Here is a 15,979-nt window from a genome sequence, read left to right as displayed (position 1 = left end):
GAGCCCCGACCATCGCGCGGCTGCCGGAGCCGCGCGCCTGGGCGCCACAGCGAATGCCCCCAAGCATAAAAGCCAGGTTCCGAGCCAGGTTGCCACAAAGGTTGCAAATCGTGCCATGACTGCGGCACACTCTGCAGCGTGGAATCCCTTAACCCCTGCGCGAGCTCCCCGGCGCAGCCGCTCACGGCGGCACACACGCCGGCAGTCACCCCCATTGCTTTTGTGCGGGCAATCGCCCGGGCTTACGAGCAACGGAAGCTGAGCCCCCACCGCGCACTGGCCCAGGCACAAATTGCGCCGCAACTGCTGGACGACGACCACGCCCGCATCACCGCATGGCAGATGGAACAGGTGTCGGCCGCCGCCATGCAGGAACTGGACGACGAGGCGCTGGGCTGGTTCAGCCGCCGCCTGCCCTGGGGCAGCTACGGCATGCTGGCGCGCGCGTCCATCAGCGCGCCGCACCTTGGCGTAGCGCTGGCGCGCTGGTGCCGCCACCATGGCTTGCTGACCGAGGACATCGCACTGCACCTCAGTTCACAGGCTGCCACCACCACGCTCTCCATTACGGAGGCCCGCGACCTGGGCCCGCTGCGCGAGTTCTGCCTTGTGTCCATGCTGCGCAATGTGCTGGGGCTGTCGTGCTGGCTTGTGGATTCGCGCATCCCGCTGCAGTCGGCGCAATTTGCCTTTGCTGCGCCCACGCATGCCCAGGCCTACGGCGTGCTGTTCCGCACGCCTGTCACCTTCAGCGCGGCCCAAACGGCCATCACGTTTGACGACCGCTACCTGACCCTGCCCCTGCGGCGCGATGAGGCAGCCTTGCGCCAGATGCTGCAGCACGCCCTGCCCCTGACTGTGCTGCAATACCGGCGCGACCGCCTGCTGGTGCAGCGCGTGCGGCAGCTGCTGGGTACTGCGCAGGCGGGGCAAGGCGGGCATGCCGCAACGGCCCTGCCGCTGCACAGCGCCGAGACCCTGGCGCACCTGCTGCATGTATCGCCGCGCACGCTGCACCGCCAGCTCAAGGAAGAAGGCGCCACACTGCAGGGCCTCAAAGACGAGGTGCGCCAGAGCCGCGCCAAGGACTTGCTGCACCGCACCGACCGCCCCATCAAGCAGGTGGCCGAGGCGGCAGGCTTTGTCAACGAAAAGAGCTTCATCCGCGCCTTTCGCGGCTGGACGGGGCATTCGCCCGCCGAGTTCCGGCGCCAGGCGCGGGCGGCGGCGTGAAATGCACCCTGCGTGGCAGGCATTGCATCCACCGCATGCCTACACTGTCCCGTCGCCACCGCTGGCCCGCGCCCTGCACCATGGTCCACATCCACCCCTGATTGGATTGCCACGCCAATTGCCCACGCCATGATCTCCATCGACGACCACACCACCATCGGCGACGCCTTCGCGCGCGCCGCCGCGGCCTACGGCCCGAACAGCCTGCTGGCCGTGCCCGCCAACCCGGCACGCAGCTACGACCCGCAGGGCCGCGAGATCAGCTACACCGAAGCGGCCGCGCAGGTGCATACACTCGTGCAGTGCTACCGCGCCGCCGGCTACGGCCTGGGCCACCGCGTCGGCCTGTTTCTGGAAAGCCGGCCCGAGCACCTGCTGCACAAGCTGGCGCTGAACACCTTGGGCGTGTGCGTGGTGCCCATCAACCCCGACTACCGCCCGCGCGAGCTGGCCTACCTCATCGACCACGCGCGCATCGACCTGCTCGTGGCGCTGCCCGTGCGCCTGCCCGCCGTGCATGCCGCGCTGGCCGAGGCGCACCACCAGCCGCCCGTGGCCACGCCCGACGACATGGCGGCGCTGCCCGGCCCGCTGCAGCCCGCGCAGGCCGGCGAACCGCAGGCCGACACGCCCGCCAGCATCCTCTACACCTCGGGCACCACCGGCCAGCCCAAGGGCTGCGTGCTGTCGCACCGCTACGAACTGGCCGCGGGCGACTGGTATGCGCGCCGGGGCGGCCTGGTGGCCATCCGCGAGGGCCAGGAGCGCCTGTACAACCCGCTGCCGCTGTTCCATGTGAACGCATCCATCCTGTCGTTCTATTGCATGCTGCTCACCGGCGGCTGCCAGGTGCAGACCGACCGCTTTGCCCCGTCGCGCTGGTGGCAGGAAGTGTGCGAGAGCCGCGCCAGCATCGTGCATTACCTGGGCGTGGTCGTACCCATGCTGCTGGCCCAGCCGGTAAGCCCGCTCGAGCGCGCGCATGGCGTGCGCTTTGGCTACGGCGCCGGGGTGGAGCCACAGTTGCACGCGGTATTCGAAGAACGCTTTGGTCTGCCGCTCATTGAGCTGTGGGGCATGACCGAGATCGTGCGCGTCCTCTCCGACCACCATGCGCCGCGCCAGGTCGGCACGCGTGCCTTTGGCCGTGCAGAGCCCGGGCTGGAGGTCTGCGTGATGGATGAAGCCGGCGCCGAAGCTCCACCCGGCCAACCCGGCGAAATGGTGGTGCGCCACAGCGCCGCCACACCGCGCAAGGACTTCTTCAGCGGCTACCTGAACGACCCCGAGGCCACCGAGGCAGCTTGGCACGGTGGCTGGTTTCACACTGGCGACATCGTCACGCAGGACGCCAGCGGCATGCTGCGTTTCATGGACCGGCGCAAGAACATCATCCGCCGTTCGGGCGAGAACATCGCCGCCGCCGAGGTCGAGGCGCTCTTGCTCACCCACCCGCTGGTGCACCAGGCCGCCGTGATGGCCGTGCCCGACGCCGTTCGCGAAGAAGAGGTGCTGGCCTGCGTGGTACTGAAACCCGCCGCGGCCACCGACCTGCCGCCCGCCACCGTGGCGCGCACCCTGCAGGCGTTCTGCCTGCGCGAAATGGCCTATTACAAAGCGCCGGGCTGGTGGTGGTTTGCCGACGAGATTCCCACCACCGGTACACAAAAGATCCAGAAGCACCGCATTTTTCCGGCGGGCAGCGACCCGCGTGCGCTGGCGGGAATGGTGGATTTGTGTGCACTCAAGAAGCGGCAGGTGGGGTAAAGATTTTTTCAAAAACAATAGCTGCTAGCCCAATTAAAACAAGGGCTAGCAGCACATTTGATGCTGAAAGTTTTATTTCAGCGCCCCAAACACCTTCTTCAAGATGGCGCTGCCCGCCGCCGCCGGGTTCTGGCGCAGTTGCTGTTCCTGCTCGCCAATCACCAGATAGAGCCCGTCCAGCGTCTTGCCGGTGACGTACTGCTCGATGGTCGCGTCTTCTTTTTTCACCAGACCAAACCCCGCCGCCTTGCCCGCAAAGGCGTTGTACTGCTGGGCCAGGCCCACCTGGCTGGTGGCTTGGGTGACGACGGGCAAAAACTTCTGGCCCAGCGGGGCGCGTGTTTTTTCTGAAAAGAACTCCGTCACCGACTTGTCGCCGCCCGCCAGGATGTTCTTGGCGTCGGTCACCGTCATGTTGCGCACGGCGCCCACCAGCAGGTCCTTGCCCATGGGCACGGCGGCCTCGGCGGCGCGGTTGATGGACGTTTCCAGCGCTTCGATGCGCTGGCCCTGGCCGAAGCGCTTCATCAGCTTGGCGGCATCCTCCAGATAGCCCGGCAGCGGGATGCGCACCTTGGGGTTGTTCAAAAACCCGCCGTTCTGGCCCAGCAGGCCCACTGCCGCCAGCGCGCCCTGCTCCAGCGCGGCTTTCACGCCGCTGCTGGCGTCGGCATTGCTCAGGTCACCGAGCGACAGGGCCTGCGCCCGCGTGGTGGCCAGGAGGATCAGGGCGGCCAGGCCGGAGGTCTGGAATTGGCGTCGTTGCATGGAAGGCTCCTTGGAAAAAAACGAAAAACCACCCTCAGTGTGCCGCTTGTGCACCCGGCGTGGCAATGCGGCGCCTAACCGAGCAGCGCCAGCAGCTCGCCCATGTCGGCCATCACATGCCGGGCGCCCGCCGCGCGCAGTGCCTCGGGCGAGCCGTGGCCCACGGGCGAAGGGCAGTAGCCCACCACCGTGGCGCCCGCGGCCACGCCAGCGGCAACGCCGGTGACCGTGTCTTCAACCACCAGGCAGCGCGCGGGCGGCACGCCCACGGCGGCGGCGGCCGCCAGGTACACGTCGGGCGCGGGCTTGGTGGCCGGCATTTCGTGGCCACTGAAGATGCGGCCGGCAAAGTACGGCGCCAGGCCCACTTTTTCCAGCTGCATCTCGACCTTGAAGCGGTCGGCGCCCGAGGCGCAGGCGATGCGCCCGCCCAGCCGCGCATGCACGGCGCGCACGGCATCGACCGCACCCGCGATGGCCTGCAACTCAGCCTCCAGCCGCGCATTGCGGCGGGCGTAGAACTGCGCCATCCAGGCGTCGGTCAGCGGGCGGCCGGTGTGCGCTTCGATGCGCGCGGCCTCGCTGCGCACCGTCTTGCCGATGAACAGGCGCATGCAATCTGCGGGCGCCAGCGCCCAGCCGGCCTCGTTGAGCATGGCGCAGAGCACGCCGTTGGTGATGGGCTCGCTGTCCACCAGCACACCGTCGCAGTCGAACAAGATTGCTTCAAATTTCATAGCTATTAGCGCTTTATCAATAAGGGCTACGGGCCATTTTGGCTTCAAATCAACGGCTGTCATCGTCCACGTAATACCAGCGCCCGGCCTCGCGCACGAAGCGGCTGCGCTCATGCAGGCGCACGGCACGCCCGCCCGTGCCCAGCCCGGCTGTGCGGTAGCGGGCGACGAACTCGACCTCGGCGTGGTCGGCATCCAGCACGCGCTGGCTGCGCACCGCAAGGCCCAGCCAGTGCGCGCCGGGCTCGAACTCCAGCGTGGCCGGACGCTGGCTGGCGTGCCAGGTGGCCAGCAAATAATCGCGCCGCTGCAGCACGAAGGCGCTGTAGCGCGAGCGCATCAGGCGCTCGGCATCGGGCGCGGGTGTGGTGTCGAAATGCTCCACATAACGGCCGCAGCAGTCGGCATAGGCCAGCGGTTTGCGCTGCGGCAACAGGGCGCCGCAGGGGCATGGCAAGGTGGGCGTGGGCTGGGGCATGGCGTGGCGGCTTTGGCAAATAAACCGGTCGATTATTGAACGTAGACTGCAGCCTGCGCGGCAGCCGCCGCCCAAGACGAAGGTGATCGAAGGAGATGCCGATGTTCTCGATGAGCGTGCCGTGGTGGGAGTTTGTGCTGCGCGGGGTGGCGGTCTATCTGTTCCTGCTGGTGTTTTTGCGCCTGTCGGGCAAGCGCCAGACGGGTCAGTACGAACCCTTCGACCTGATCTTGCTGCTGATCCTGTCGAACGCGGTGCAGAACTCGATGAACGCGGGCGACAACTCGCTGGTGGGCGGGCTGATCTCGGCCAGCACGCTGATGCTGTGCCATGTGGCACTGGCACGGCTGGCCTTTCACTTCCCGCGCGTGGGGCGCTGGGTGGATGGCAAGGCCCAGGTGTTGATCGAGCAGGGCCAGCTCAACCAGGCGCTGATGCGCAAGGAGCTGCTGACCCGCGACGACGTGGAGGCATCCCTGCGCGCGGGCGGCTGCCTGCATGCGCACGAGGTGGAGCGCGCCACCATCGAGACCAACGGGCAAATCACGGTGGTGCTCAAGCGCCGGGGATGAGGGCAGCCGTATTTTAGGCAAATTATCGGCTCTAGCGCTTATGGGTAAAGCGCCATTAGCTATATATTCAATAGCAAAATCGATTACACCAGCGCCCGCTGAATGATGATCTTCTGCACGTCGCTGGTGCCTTCGTAGATCTGGCACACCCGCACGTCGCGGTAGATGCGCTCCACCGGGAAGTCGCTCACCACGCCGTAGCCGCCCAGGGTCTGGATGGCGGCGCTGCACACGCGCTCGGCCATCTCGCTGGCAAACAGCTTGGCCATGGCGGCTTCCTTCAGGCACGGGCGGCCCGCGTCGCGCAGCGCGGCGGCGTGCCAGATGAGCTGGCGCGCGGCTTCGATCTGCGTGGCGCAGTCGGCCAGGCGAAAGCCCACGGCCTGGTGGTGGAAGATGGCGGTGCCAAAGCTCTCGCGCTCTTTCGAATAGGCCAGCGCCGCATCGAACGCGCTGCGCGCCATGCCCACGCTTTGCGCGGCGATGCCGATGCGCCCGCCTTCGAGCGCACCCAGGGCAATCTTGTAGCCCTCGCCCTCGGCGCCGATGAGGTTCTCGGCCGGGATGCGGCAGTTGTCGAAGTGGATCTGCGCCGTGTCGCTGCTGTGCTGGCCCAGTTTGTCTTCGAGCCGCGCGACCACATAGCCGGGGTTGTTGGTGGGCACGAGGAAGGCGCTCATGCCCTTTTTGCCCGCACCCTTGTCGGTGACGGCGATGACGATGGCGACCTGGCCGTTTTGGCCGCTGGTGATGAACTGCTTGACGCCGTTGATCACATATTCATCGCCTTGCTTCACCGCCGTGGTGCGCAGCGCGGAAGCGTCCGAGCCCACATGCGGCTCGGTCAGACAGAACGCGCCCAGCATCTGGCCTTGGGCCAGGGGCGTGAGCCAGTCGCGCTTTTGCTGGACGTTGCCGTAGCGCATGAGGATGGCGTTGACGGGGCAGTTGGTCACGCTGATGGCGGTGCTGGTGCCGCCATCTCCGGCCGCGATTTCTTCGAGCACCAGCGCGAGCGTGAGGTAGTCGAGGTTGGCACCGCCAAATTCTTCGGGCACGCAGATGCCGTAAGCGCCCAGCGCCGCCAGGCCCTGGTGCACGTCTTTGGGGAAGTGGTGTTCCTTGTCCCACCGCGCGGCGTGGGGCGCGATTTGCTCTTGCGCAAAGTCGCGCACTGCGTCGCGGATCATTTCCTGGTCTTGGGTCAGCAGCATCGTGTTGTCTCCGGCTTGTATTCGTTGTTCGTCAAAAAATTCACCAGTGCGCGGCGCGGCGACCGTCGTGGTGCAGCAGACGGCCCTTGTCGGCGGCAGTCACCCCCGCCACGGTGGCGCGCAAGCCGCGCACGCTGTCTTGCACGGTCAGCGCAGCGCCTTCGCCGCCCATGTCGGTCTGGACCCAGCCGGGGTCGATGGTGATGAGCGTGGCGTTGGGGTAGTCATGCTGGGCTGCAGCCACCGCCATGTTCAACGCGGCTTTGCTGGTGCGGTACAGCCACGAACCGCTGTTGGGCACGCTGCCAATCTGCGACATGGACGAGGACAGGAACGCGAACACGCCCTGCGCATCGGCCACCAGGGGCGCGACCTGCGGCAGCGTCTGCATGGCGCCCAGCACGTTGGTGTGCATGACGGCGTCAAAGTCTTGCTGCGTGGGCGGCGTGAGCGCGTTGGGGCGGCGGATGACACCCGCCACATACCAGGCAGTCTCGATCTTCTCGCCATCCAGCTGCCAGGCCAGCCCGCTCACGCTGGCAGGGTTGACCACGTCCACGGTCAGCGCCTCGGCCCCCAGGGCCTGCACGCGCTCGCGGCCAGCGTCGTCGCGCACGGTGGCAATCACGCGGCGGCCCGCCTCGGTGTACTGGCGCACCAGCTCCAGCCCGATGCCGCGCGACGCGCCGATAACAAGTATGGATTTCATGGGTAAAATTTGAATGAAATAGGGCTCTAGCGCTTATCCGTCAAGCGCCAGCAGCTATCAAAATAGAAGCATTCAACATCAACTTCAACATCGACACCATCAGGCGTCACCGAGCTGCTGCTCTTGCGCCAGTTGGGCGCGATAGCGCTGCAGCATGGCGACCTGCGACTCCGGCTCGGTGGCGAGGCCCATCTGGTCGTGAATCATCTGGCCCATGGTGGGCAGCGCTGCGCGGTCCACCTGCGCATCGGCCGACCACAGCCGCGAGCGCATGAAAGCCTTGGAGCAGTGCAGATACGCCTCGGCCACGCGCACTTCGATCACTATTTTTGGGCGCTGGCGCTCGGCGGTGAAGAAGTCGGTGTACTGCGCCTCGTCGCGCAGGCGCGCGGTGCCGTTCACCCGCAGGGTTTCGTCCACGCCCGGAATCATGAACAGCACACCGATGCGCGGGTCGTCAAGCAGGTTGGTCAGGGTGTCGAGCCGGTTGTTGCCCCCCGCATCGGGCAGCAGCAGGGTGTGCGGGCCGGGCGACTTCACAAACCCCGGCGCGCCGCCGCGTGGCGAGGCATCGAGCAACGCACCATGGGCTCCGCCACTGGCCACCACACAGAACGGCGACAGGGCAATGAAGCGCTGACAGTGCACATCCAGCTGCGGCTGTTGCTTGCGCAGGGCCCGCTCGCCGGGGGCGGCATACAGGGTACGCAATTGTTCGAGGGTTTCGATCATGGTTGCTTCCGGGTCAATGGGCTGCGAATTCAAAATAGCCGGACCATGCCGGGTCGTAGGTGATGCTCAACGCCAGCGACGCGGCCTCGTCGTGCAGCAGCAAGGGCGCCAGCGCCTGTTTGGCGAGTTGCTCGTCACCCACGTAGTACACCGCCTTGCGACGGCCTGCGCGGGTCATGGTGGAGGCCATGATGCCCAGCTGCGGCAGCTCCAGCAACGCGGCAAATCGCGCCCAAAGGCAGTGATCTCGGGAGATGGTGCAGTCGTCACAGTCTTGGTGAAAAGAGCCAAATCATCCCATCTCCCTATCGCATCAAACGAGTTCCAGCGCCACCGCCGTGGCCTCGCCACCGCCGATACACAGCGTGGCCAGGCCCTTGGTCAAGCCGCGTGCCTTGAGTGCATACATCAGCGTGACCATGATGCGCGCACCGCTGGCGCCGATGGGGTGGCCCAGGGCGCAGGCGCCGCCGTTCACGTTGACCTTGTCGTGCGGCAGGTCCAGCTCTTGCATGAGCGCCATGGGCACCACGGCGAAGGCTTCGTTGATTTCCCACAACTGCACATCGCCCACGGCCCAGCCGGCCTTGGCCAGCGCCTTTTGCGTGGCGCCCAGCGGGGCGGTGGCAAACCACTCGGGCTCTTGCGCGTGCGTGGCGTGGCTCACGATGCGGGCCAGGGGCTTGCAACCGAGCTTTTGGGCAGTGGATGCGCGCATCATCACCAGCGCGGCAGCGCCGTCATTGATGCTGGAGCTGGAGGCGGCGGTGATGGTGCCGTCCTTCTTGAAGGCGGGCTTGAGCGTGGGGATCTTGTCGAGCTTGACCTTGCCGGGGCCTTCGTCCACCGACACCACGCGCTCGCCGCTGCGGTCTTTCACCGTCACCGGCACGATCTCGGCCGCGAACGCGCCGGACTCGGTGGCCGCCTTGGCACGCTGCACGCTGGCGGTGGCAAACGCGTCCTGCTGCTCGCGCGTGAACTGGTATTTGGCGGCGCAGTCTTCACCGAAGGTACCCATGGAACGGCCGGGCTCATAGGCATCCTCCAGGCCGTCGAGCATCATGTGGTCAAAAATGCGGTCGTGGCCCAGGCGGTAGCCGCCGCGGCCCTTTTGCAGCAGGTAGGGGGCGTTGGTCATGCTCTCCATGCCGCCCGCCACCATCACGTCGTGTGTGCCGGCCAGCAGCATGTCGTGCGCCATCATCGCGGCCTTCATGCCCGAGCCGCACATCTTGGACAGCGTGACGGCGCCCGCGCCCTTGGGCAGCCCGCCCTTGAAGGCTGCCTGGCGCGCAGGCGCCTGGCCCTGGCCGGCCATCAGGCAGTTGCCGAACAGCACCTCGCCGACGGCATCGGGCAACACACCGGCGCGATCCATGGCGGCCTTGATGGCGGCACCGCCCAGGTCGTGCGCGGCCAAGCTGGAAAAGTCGCCCTGCAGCGAGCCCATGGGGGTGCGTGCGGCGCCGACGATGACGATGGGGTCTTGGATGGTCGTGGACATGGTGAAGGTCTCCTGGGTAATGGTTAGAGGAAAAGTGGGAGGGTGGAAAACCGGGGCTTGGCGAGAGGTCAGCCAGCCGCAGTGCCCTGTGCAAAGCGCCGCTCCGTGTCGTAGGGGAACACATCGAGCATCTGACCGGCCTGGATGCGCTCCTTGTGCGACTGCCAGAATGCAGCGTCGAGCAGGTCGGCGTGGTGCTGCATGAACACCTTGCGCACAGCGTCGTTACCCAGCAGAAAGGGACCAAAGGTCTCGGGGAACACATCGCGCGGGCCCACGCTGTACCAGACCTCGCCGCTCATTTCTTCCTCTTCGTTGCGTGGCGTGGGCACGCGGCGGAAGTTGCAGTCGGTAAGGTATTCGATCTCGTCGTAGTCGTAAAACACGACCTTGCCGTTGCGCGTGACGCCGAAGTTCTTCCAGAGCATGTCGCCGGGGAAGATGTTGGCGGCCACCAGGTCCTTGATGGCGTTGCCATATTCGATCACGCTGCGCTCCATCTGCTGGTGGGCGCGCGGGTCTGACAGGCCGGTGTCGAAGGCTTCCTGCAAATAGATGTTGAGCGGGATCATGCGCCGCTCGATGTACAGGTGCTTGATGATGACCTCGGTCTGGCCGTCACCATCGCGGTCGCTAATTTCGAGCTGGCTGGGGGCGAACTTCTCGATCTCGGCAATCAGCGCATCATCAAACCGGTCGCGCGGGAAGGCCACTTCGCTGTATTCCAGCGTGTCGGCCATGCGGCCCACGCGGTCGTGCTGCTTGACCAGCAAATACTTGGCCTTGATCTGCTCACGCGTGGTGTCCTTGGGCGGCGGGAAGTAGTCCTTGATGAGCTTGAACACGAACGGAAAGCTCGGCAGGTCGAACACCAGCATCACCATGCCCTTGATGCCGGGCGCGATGCGGAACTGGTCGCTGGAATGTTTCAGGTGATAAAGAAAGTCGCGATAAAACAGCGTCTTGCCCTGCTTGGCCAGGCCCAGCGCGTTGTAAATTTCGGCGCGCGGCTTGCGCGGCATGAGGCTGCGCAAAAACTGCACGTAGGCGCTGGGCACCTCCATGTCCACCATGAAGTAGGCCCGGGCAAAGCTGAACAGCATCTGCATGTCGTCTTCGCCAAACAGCGCGGCGTCGATGAACAGGCGGCCAACATCGTCGTGCAGGATGGGCAGGGCAAACGGCAGTTCGCTGAAACCGTTGATGATCTTGCCCACCACATAGGCGCCCTTGTTGCGAAAGAACAGGCTGGCGAGCACTTGGATCTGGAAGTTGGTGCGCAGCTTGACCTTGTCCAGACGGCTGCGCATGGCATCCACCACACAGGCGGTGTCGCGCGGCAGGTTGGCGAATTCGCGCTGGAGCCGGAAGTTCTCGATGATGGTCTGAAACGTTTCACCCAGCGTGTCCCGCGACGGGTAATAGGCGCGGTAGGTAGGGCGCGCAGCGGGCTCGTCGTTCTCGATGTATTCGGTGCTGACCGCAGGCCGCACGAAGATGAAATCGTTGTGGAAATGCGTGCGGTGCAGGATTTTGGTGGTGACCGAGTTGAAAAAGGTCTCGGCCAGCTCGGGCTGGTGGTGGTTGACCAGCAGCCCGATGTAATGCAGCTTGATCTGGTGCCACACGTCCATGGGCTGTGCGCCCGCGCCGAACTCCTTCTCCAGCCGGCGCACACACTCCTTCACGCGCAGGTCGTAAAACTCGATGCGCTCGCGCTGCGCCCGCTGCTGGCCATGCCAGTCGCCGGTTTCAAAGCGATGCTTGGCCCGAGCGGACTCGGTGCGAAACAGCCGGTAATGGCGGTTGAAGCCATCCATCATGGCCTTGGCGATGCCGTAGGCCTGGGGGGCATCAAGGCGCTGAGGAAACATGGTGGCGGGCTTCTTCGTCAGCGCAACCGTCGCAAAGCGGGTGCCGTGGCGGCCTGCCTACTGCCGCTTGGCAGCAGCCACCCCTGCAATCGCCGCCTTGTACAGCGAGTCCAGACCTTGGGTGCTGTCCACGGACATGTGCAGGTTGTTGATGAGGCCATCTTTGAGCCCATAGCACCAGCTATGCAGCGTGACCTTCTGGCCCCGGCCCCAGGCGTCCAGCATCACCGTGGTCTGGGCGATGTTGACGACCTGCTCGATGGCGTTGAGCTCGCACAGCACATCGTGGCGCCACTCGGGCGCCGTGGCCGCAATCAGGTCGCGGTGGCGGTCGCGCACGTCCTGCACATGGCGGATCCAGTTGTCGGCCAGCCCCACACGCGTGCCCTCCAGTGCCGCCAACACCCCGCCGCAGCCATAGTGGCCCACCACCATCAGGTGCTCGATGTGCAACTGGTCCACCGCGTACTGGATGGTGGACAGGCAGTTCAGATCGGTCGGCACGACCACATTGGCCACGTTACGGTGGACGAAAATTTCACCGGGCTCCAGGCCCGTGATCTGGTTGGCTGGCACGCGGCTGTCCGAGCAGCCGATCCACATGTACTTGGGCTTTTGCTGGGCCAGCAAACCTGTGAAAAAACCAGGGCGCTCGCGCTCCATCTGGGCCGCCCAGGCGCGGTTGTGAACAAACAGATCGTCGATCGATGAGGGCATGTTGTCCTTTGGTTAGTGCAAAGCGGGAACTCAGCAAGTCTCGGCAAACAGCTCGCGGCCAATCAGCATGCGGCGGATCTCGCTGGTGCCGGCGCCAATTTCATAGAGCTTGGCATCGCGCCACAGGCGGCCCAGCGGGTACTCATTGATGTAGCCGTTGCCACCAAACACCTGCACACCTTCTCCCGCCATCCAGGTGGCCTTTTCGGCACACCACAGAATCACGCTGGCGCAGTCCTTGCGCACCTGGCGCACATGGTCGGTGCCGAGCATGTCGAGGTTCTTGGCCACAGTGTAGGCAAACGAACGGCCTGCCTGCAGCACGGTGTACATGTCGGCCACCTTGCCCTGGATGAGCTGGAACTCGCCAATGCTCTGGCCAAACTGCTTGCGGTCGTGAATGTAAGGGATCACGTTGTCCATCACGGACTGCATGATGCCCAGCGGGCCGCCGGTCAGCACCGCGCGTTCGTAGTCCAGGCCACTCATGAGCACCTTGGCACCGTTGTTCACGCCGCCCAGCACGTTTTCTGCGGGCACTTCCACGTCTTGGAAGACCAGTTCGCCCGTGTGGCTGCCGCGCATGCCCAGCTTGTCCAGCTTTTGCGCAATGGAGAAGCCCTTCATGCCCTTCTCGATCAGGAAGGCCGTGACGCCGCGCGCACCCATTTCAGGCTCGGTCTTGGCATACACCACCAGGGTGTCGGCATCGGGGCCATTGGTGATCCACATCTTGCTGCCGTTGAGCAGGTAGTAGCCGCCTTTGTCCTCGGCCTTGAGCTTCATGCTGATCACGTCCGAGCCCGCGCCGGGTTCGCTCATGGCCAGCGCGCCCACGTGCTCTCCGCTGATGAGCTTGGGCAGGTACTTGGCCTTTTGTGCCTCGTTGCCGTTACGGTTGATCTGGTTCACGCACAGGTTGCTGTGGGCGCCATAGGACAAACCTACCGACGCGCTGGCGCGCGAGATTTCTTCCATGGCGACCATGTGAGCCAGGTAGCCCATGGCCGCGCCGCCATACTGTTCGGGTACGGTGATGCCGAGCACGCCGAGGTCACCCATCTTGCGCCACAGATCCATCGGGAACTGGTCGGAACGGTCGATTTCTGCGGCGCGTGGCGTAATTTCCGCCTGCGCAAAATCGCGGACCGCGTCGCGCAGTGCGTCGACGTCGTCTCCCAACTGGAAATTGAGGCCTGGAATGTTGGCGGGAATGCTCATGGGGGATGTCTCCTCGGATCAATGGAATGGAATCGGGGTTCAGTGGCGGATGTTTTCGCGGCCAGTGACCGCCATCAGCGTGCAGCCCATGGTGGCGACCAGCTTTTCCCTCGGACCCTCCAGCGCGAAAGCGCGTCCTTCGCAGACGGTGATCGTGCGGCCCGGCTTGAGCACCCGACCCTCCATGCGAAAGCGCTCGCCGCGCGCCGGTGCCAGCAGGTTGATCTTGAATTCGATGGTGAGAACGGCTGCATCTTCGGCCATCAAGGTCAATCCTGCGTATCCACAAGCGGAATCCAGGGCGGTGGCTACCATCCCCGCGTGCAGAAAGCCATGCTGCTGAGTGAGACCTGCTGCCCAATCCAGTTCGATGTTGACAGCGCCGGGAGCAACAATCCCCAGCCGAGCGCCAAGCGTCTGCATGGCCCCTTGGCGCGCAAAACTTTCATGCACGCGTTCGGCATAGGTTTTTGTCTGGACATCGAAGGGGGTGGTACTCACGCGGTCTCCTTGCTTTGATGAACCATTACGTTTACGTAAACGTCAATTATCAGCGATTTTTTTTTCCATTTTCAGCAACAGGTCACGGGCTTCTTTTTCATGCTCCTGCACCTCTTCCAGATTTGCACGCAGGTCGGCCATCTGGTCTTCCAGCTGTCGGCGGTGAACCACCAGCACATCGAGGAATTTGCGCAATTGGACGCCCGTATCGCGTGGGCTGTCATAGAGGTCAATGATTTCCTTGGCCTCGCTCAGTGACAACCCCAGGCGCTTGGCACGCAACGTTAGGCGCAGCCGTGTGCGGTCCCTTGCGCTGTATACCCGATTTCGACCAGCCGGCCCGTTGCGCGCGGGCTGCAATAGGCCCATGTCTTCGTAAAAACGTATGGCGCGCGTGGTGAGATCAAACTCTTTAGCAAGATCGCTGATGGTGTAGGTAGGAGCCATAGTGGAGTAGTGCTGCGTTGCAAATTTTGGACAAGANAGGAGCCATAGTGGAGTAGTGCTGCGTTGCAAATTTTGGACAAGAGACCTTGCCCCTGTTTCGTGTAGCTCTTAACCCACGGTTCACGCGGCCTTTTTACGCTGTGCCTCGTGCCAGCGCTGCTCGTACTGCATCGGGCTGAGGTAGCCCAGCGACGAATGCAGCCTGCGGTGATTGTAGAAGGCCATCAGGGCCATCACCGCCTGCCTGGCCTGCTCACGGGTAGCGAATTTGCACCCATGTACGCTGGCTGTTTTCAGCCGGCCCCAGAAGCTCTCGGTCGGTGCGTTCTCCCAACAGTTCCCCTTGCGTGTGTATTTCGGCTTATCGTGACCGCCGTGACAGTGCCCCATAACAAGGGCACTGGTCCCGCCGGCAGTGCTGCGTAGAGAACGTAACCCCGGGTCCCCTACCCTCGACGGCTTTTTTGCCCTCGAGCCGCTGATGCCCAAGCAACAACGCTCTCTACGCATGATCAAAGATGTTCTCCGCCTGAAGTGGCACGCGCAGCTCTCGCACGAGCAAGTCGCCGCCACGTTGAAGATATCCAAGGGCGTCGGGCTGGCCACCGCCGTCGGCCTGGACTGGGACACAGTTCAAAACTGGAGCGAACAGCAGCTCTCGACAGCCCTTCAGCCGCGCTCAGCGGCTTCGCTGCCCATCGTCGTGCCCGACTTGGGCCGCATCCACCGTGATGCTTGATCGCAAGGGCGTCACCCTGATGCTGCTGTGGCAGGAATACGGCAAGCCCACCCGCAAAGTCGCACCTAGCGCTACACGCAGTTCTGCGAGCACTACAGGGCCTTCGCTGCCACGCTCAAGCGCTCGATGCGCCAGCACCGGTGCGCCGAGGAGAAGATGTTCGTCGACTACGCCGGCTCCACGGTGGCGCTGAGCGACGGCGCCCGCGCCCAGGTCTTCGTCTCGGCCATGGCCGCCTCCATCTGTGTGTTTGCCTGCGCAACGCCCGTGCAGCGCCATGCCAATCTCGATAGAGGGCTGCTGGCACAACGTGCGAGCGTTTATGAGGCAGCCAAAAAGGCCATGCCTGAACGTTGGCGTGGCCGTGCTGTACGCAACTGGGCACTCATCGCAGGGTATGGCTCAACCCAGACCGGCCGCAGCAACAGAACAACGAATTCTGGCAGCAAGCGGCTTGAAAAAGTGGACAACTATCTTGACAAACACCGCTACGGAGAATTTAGGAAGAAGCGAGCCCATTCGGCATAGTTCGGCGGTCGGCGGTCGGCGGTCGGCGGTCGGCGTAGTCGGCCAAACTCAATGGGCACGATCCCTACGCGTATCTGAAAGACGTGCTCACGCGGCTGCCCACCCACAAGGCCCGCGACATCGACCAACTGCTGCCGCACATCTGGCTGCCGCCTACTGCTACCGCGTAGCGCCGATGGTGCGCAAGGGCTGAATTCGCCCGATTGCGGATGTGGGGCGATTTGAGAGAGGTGCG

Annotated in this window: 18 protein-coding genes and 2 pseudogenes; 6 read left to right on the top strand and 14 right to left on the bottom strand. The window is 64.5% G+C overall.

Annotation, left to right across the window (positions count from 1 at the left end; all coding sequences use genetic code 11):
- Nucleotides 1–138: 138 nt before the first annotated feature.
- Nucleotides 139–1,233: an AraC family transcriptional regulator gene (locus J8G26_RS16755; RefSeq protein ID WP_210570295.1), complete on the top strand. Its 1,095-nt coding sequence runs from the start codon at nucleotides 139–141 to the stop codon at nucleotides 1,231–1,233.
- A 129-nt stretch (nucleotides 1,234–1,362) separates the two neighbouring features.
- Nucleotides 1,363–3,000 (top strand): AMP-binding protein, encoded by a 1,638-nt coding sequence (locus J8G26_RS16750; RefSeq protein WP_210570289.1) that lies wholly within the window; start codon nucleotides 1,363–1,365, stop codon nucleotides 2,998–3,000.
- A gap of 72 nt (nucleotides 3,001–3,072) precedes the next feature.
- Here the strand turns inward: J8G26_RS16750 and J8G26_RS16745 are convergent, their stop codons facing one another.
- The 3 genes from J8G26_RS16745 to J8G26_RS16735 all read right to left on the bottom strand — a co-directional run bounded on the left by J8G26_RS16745 (nucleotide 3,073) and on the right by J8G26_RS16735 (nucleotide 4,983).
- Complete coding sequence (locus J8G26_RS16745) at nucleotides 3,073–3,768, bottom strand: DUF4197 domain-containing protein (protein WP_210570287.1); 696 nt, start codon at nucleotides 3,766–3,768, stop codon at nucleotides 3,073–3,075.
- 74 nt (nucleotides 3,769–3,842) lie between these two features.
- Nucleotides 3,843–4,505 (bottom strand): HAD family phosphatase, encoded by a 663-nt coding sequence (locus J8G26_RS16740; protein WP_210570285.1) that lies wholly within the window; start codon nucleotides 4,503–4,505, stop codon nucleotides 3,843–3,845.
- A 49-nt stretch (nucleotides 4,506–4,554) separates the two neighbouring features.
- A complete protein-coding gene (locus J8G26_RS16735; protein ID WP_210570283.1) occupies nucleotides 4,555–4,983 on the bottom strand; it encodes a YchJ family metal-binding protein in 429 nt (142 codons plus the stop codon).
- 101 nt (nucleotides 4,984–5,084) lie between these two features.
- Between J8G26_RS16735 and J8G26_RS16730 the strand changes: the two genes are divergently transcribed.
- Nucleotides 5,085–5,555, top strand: a complete 471-nt coding sequence (locus J8G26_RS16730; protein WP_210570281.1) for a YetF domain-containing protein — start codon at nucleotides 5,085–5,087, stop codon at nucleotides 5,553–5,555.
- A gap of 83 nt (nucleotides 5,556–5,638) precedes the next feature.
- Here J8G26_RS16730 and J8G26_RS16725 read toward each other — a convergent pair whose 3' ends face one another.
- The 11 genes and pseudogenes from J8G26_RS16725 to J8G26_RS16675 form a co-directional block, all read right to left on the bottom strand.
- On the bottom strand, nucleotides 5,639–6,769 hold the full coding sequence (locus tag J8G26_RS16725) for an acyl-CoA dehydrogenase family protein (protein WP_210570279.1): 1,131 nt from the start codon (nucleotides 6,767–6,769) through the stop codon (nucleotides 5,639–5,641).
- Between the two features lie 40 nt (nucleotides 6,770–6,809).
- The gene (locus J8G26_RS16720; RefSeq protein ID WP_087743690.1) at nucleotides 6,810–7,478 is read right to left on the bottom strand and encodes an SDR family oxidoreductase; all 669 of its coding nucleotides are present in this window, start codon (nucleotides 7,476–7,478) and stop codon (nucleotides 6,810–6,812) included.
- Nucleotides 7,479–7,577: 99 nt separating this feature from the next.
- A complete protein-coding gene (locus J8G26_RS16715; RefSeq protein ID WP_210570277.1) occupies nucleotides 7,578–8,210 on the bottom strand; it encodes a pyridoxamine 5'-phosphate oxidase family protein in 633 nt (210 codons plus the stop codon).
- A gap of 13 nt (nucleotides 8,211–8,223) precedes the next feature.
- A complete protein-coding gene (locus J8G26_RS16710; protein WP_232476472.1) occupies nucleotides 8,224–8,400 on the bottom strand; it encodes a DUF695 domain-containing protein in 177 nt (58 codons plus the stop codon).
- 123 nt (nucleotides 8,401–8,523) lie between these two features.
- On the bottom strand, nucleotides 8,524–9,717 hold the full coding sequence (locus J8G26_RS16705; RefSeq protein WP_210570275.1) for an acetyl-CoA C-acyltransferase: 1,194 nt from the start codon (nucleotides 9,715–9,717) through the stop codon (nucleotides 8,524–8,526).
- 68 nt (nucleotides 9,718–9,785) lie between these two features.
- Nucleotides 9,786–11,591, bottom strand: a complete 1,806-nt coding sequence (gene aceK, locus J8G26_RS16700) for a bifunctional isocitrate dehydrogenase kinase/phosphatase (RefSeq protein WP_210570273.1) — start codon at nucleotides 11,589–11,591, stop codon at nucleotides 9,786–9,788.
- Between the two features lie 57 nt (nucleotides 11,592–11,648).
- Entirely contained in the window at nucleotides 11,649–12,308 is a 660-nt protein-coding gene (can, locus tag J8G26_RS16695; protein ID WP_087743681.1) for a carbonate dehydratase, read from the bottom strand.
- Nucleotides 12,309–12,338: 30 nt separating this feature from the next.
- Nucleotides 12,339–13,529 (bottom strand): isovaleryl-CoA dehydrogenase, encoded by a 1,191-nt coding sequence (locus J8G26_RS16690; RefSeq protein WP_087743679.1) that lies wholly within the window; start codon nucleotides 13,527–13,529, stop codon nucleotides 12,339–12,341.
- Between the two features lie 39 nt (nucleotides 13,530–13,568).
- Nucleotides 13,569–13,952 carry a PaaI family thioesterase gene (locus J8G26_RS16685; protein ID WP_210570328.1) on the bottom strand — a complete coding sequence of 128 codons (384 nt, stop codon included), beginning with the start codon at nucleotides 13,950–13,952 and terminating at the stop codon, nucleotides 13,569–13,571.
- Between the two features lie 120 nt (nucleotides 13,953–14,072).
- Nucleotides 14,073–14,477: a MerR family DNA-binding transcriptional regulator gene (locus tag J8G26_RS16680; protein ID WP_210570271.1), complete on the bottom strand. Its 405-nt coding sequence runs from the start codon at nucleotides 14,475–14,477 to the stop codon at nucleotides 14,073–14,075.
- Nucleotides 14,478–14,597: 120 nt separating this feature from the next.
- A pseudogene (locus J8G26_RS16675) lies at nucleotides 14,598–14,828 on the bottom strand (integrase core domain-containing protein); the annotation flags it as partial.
- Between the two features lie 157 nt (nucleotides 14,829–14,985).
- Between J8G26_RS16675 and J8G26_RS16670 the strand changes: the two are divergent.
- From J8G26_RS16670 to J8G26_RS16660, 3 genes and pseudogenes are all read left to right on the top strand, one after another.
- Entirely contained in the window at nucleotides 14,986–15,216 is a 231-nt protein-coding gene (locus J8G26_RS16670) for a hypothetical protein (protein WP_210570269.1), read from the top strand.
- A gap of 126 nt (nucleotides 15,217–15,342) precedes the next feature.
- A complete protein-coding gene (locus J8G26_RS16665; protein WP_210570267.1) occupies nucleotides 15,343–15,744 on the top strand; it encodes a hypothetical protein in 402 nt (133 codons plus the stop codon).
- Between the two features lie 13 nt (nucleotides 15,745–15,757).
- Nucleotides 15,758–15,914 (top strand): annotated as a pseudogene (locus tag J8G26_RS16660) (transposase domain-containing protein); the annotation flags it as partial.
- Between the last annotated feature and the right edge of the window lie 65 nt (nucleotides 15,915–15,979).

It is taken from the genome of Acidovorax sp. JG5 (assembly GCF_017939685.1).
Taxonomy (GTDB): domain Bacteria; phylum Pseudomonadota; class Gammaproteobacteria; order Burkholderiales; family Burkholderiaceae_C; genus Acidovorax.
This window is presented reverse-complemented; position numbering and strand designations above follow the sequence as displayed.

Bases quoted from the DNA above. Each gene is read 5' to 3' on its own strand.
- aceK (WP_210570273.1), bottom strand. From the start codon at position 11,591: ATGTTTCCTCAGCGCCTTGATGCCCCCCAGGCCTACGGCATCGCCAAG.
- J8G26_RS16745 (WP_210570287.1), bottom strand. From the start codon at position 3,768: ATGCAACGACGCCAATTCCAGACCTCCGGCCTGGCCGCCCTGATCCTC.
- J8G26_RS16750 (WP_210570289.1), top strand. From the start codon at position 1,363: ATGATCTCCATCGACGACCACACCACCATCGGCGACGCCTTCGCGCGC.
- J8G26_RS16720 (WP_087743690.1), bottom strand. From the start codon at position 7,478: ATGAAATCCATACTTGTTATCGGCGCGTCGCGCGGCATCGGGCTGGAG.
- J8G26_RS16665 (WP_210570267.1), top strand. From the start codon at position 15,343: ATGCGCCAGCACCGGTGCGCCGAGGAGAAGATGTTCGTCGACTACGCC.
- J8G26_RS16725 (WP_210570279.1), bottom strand. From the start codon at position 6,769: ATGCTGCTGACCCAAGACCAGGAAATGATCCGCGACGCAGTGCGCGAC.
- J8G26_RS16740 (WP_210570285.1), bottom strand. From the start codon at position 4,505: ATGAAATTTGAAGCAATCTTGTTCGACTGCGACGGTGTGCTGGTGGAC.
- J8G26_RS16715 (WP_210570277.1), bottom strand. From the start codon at position 8,210: ATGATCGAAACCCTCGAACAATTGCGTACCCTGTATGCCGCCCCCGGC.
- J8G26_RS16705 (WP_210570275.1), bottom strand. From the start codon at position 9,717: ATGTCCACGACCATCCAAGACCCCATCGTCATCGTCGGCGCCGCACGC.
- J8G26_RS16680 (WP_210570271.1), bottom strand. From the start codon at position 14,477: ATGGCTCCTACCTACACCATCAGCGATCTTGCTAAAGAGTTTGATCTC.
- J8G26_RS16730 (WP_210570281.1), top strand. From the start codon at position 5,085: ATGTTCTCGATGAGCGTGCCGTGGTGGGAGTTTGTGCTGCGCGGGGTG.
- J8G26_RS16735 (WP_210570283.1), bottom strand. From the start codon at position 4,983: ATGCCCCAGCCCACGCCCACCTTGCCATGCCCCTGCGGCGCCCTGTTG.
- J8G26_RS16690 (WP_087743679.1), bottom strand. From the start codon at position 13,529: ATGAGCATTCCCGCCAACATTCCAGGCCTCAATTTCCAGTTGGGAGAC.
- J8G26_RS16670 (WP_210570269.1), top strand. From the start codon at position 14,986: ATGATCAAAGATGTTCTCCGCCTGAAGTGGCACGCGCAGCTCTCGCAC.
- J8G26_RS16710 (WP_232476472.1), bottom strand. From the start codon at position 8,400: ATGGCCTCCACCATGACCCGCGCAGGCCGTCGCAAGGCGGTGTACTAC.
- can (WP_087743681.1), bottom strand. From the start codon at position 12,308: ATGCCCTCATCGATCGACGATCTGTTTGTTCACAACCGCGCCTGGGCG.
- J8G26_RS16685 (WP_210570328.1), bottom strand. From the start codon at position 13,952: ATGCAGACGCTTGGCGCTCGGCTGGGGATTGTTGCTCCCGGCGCTGTC.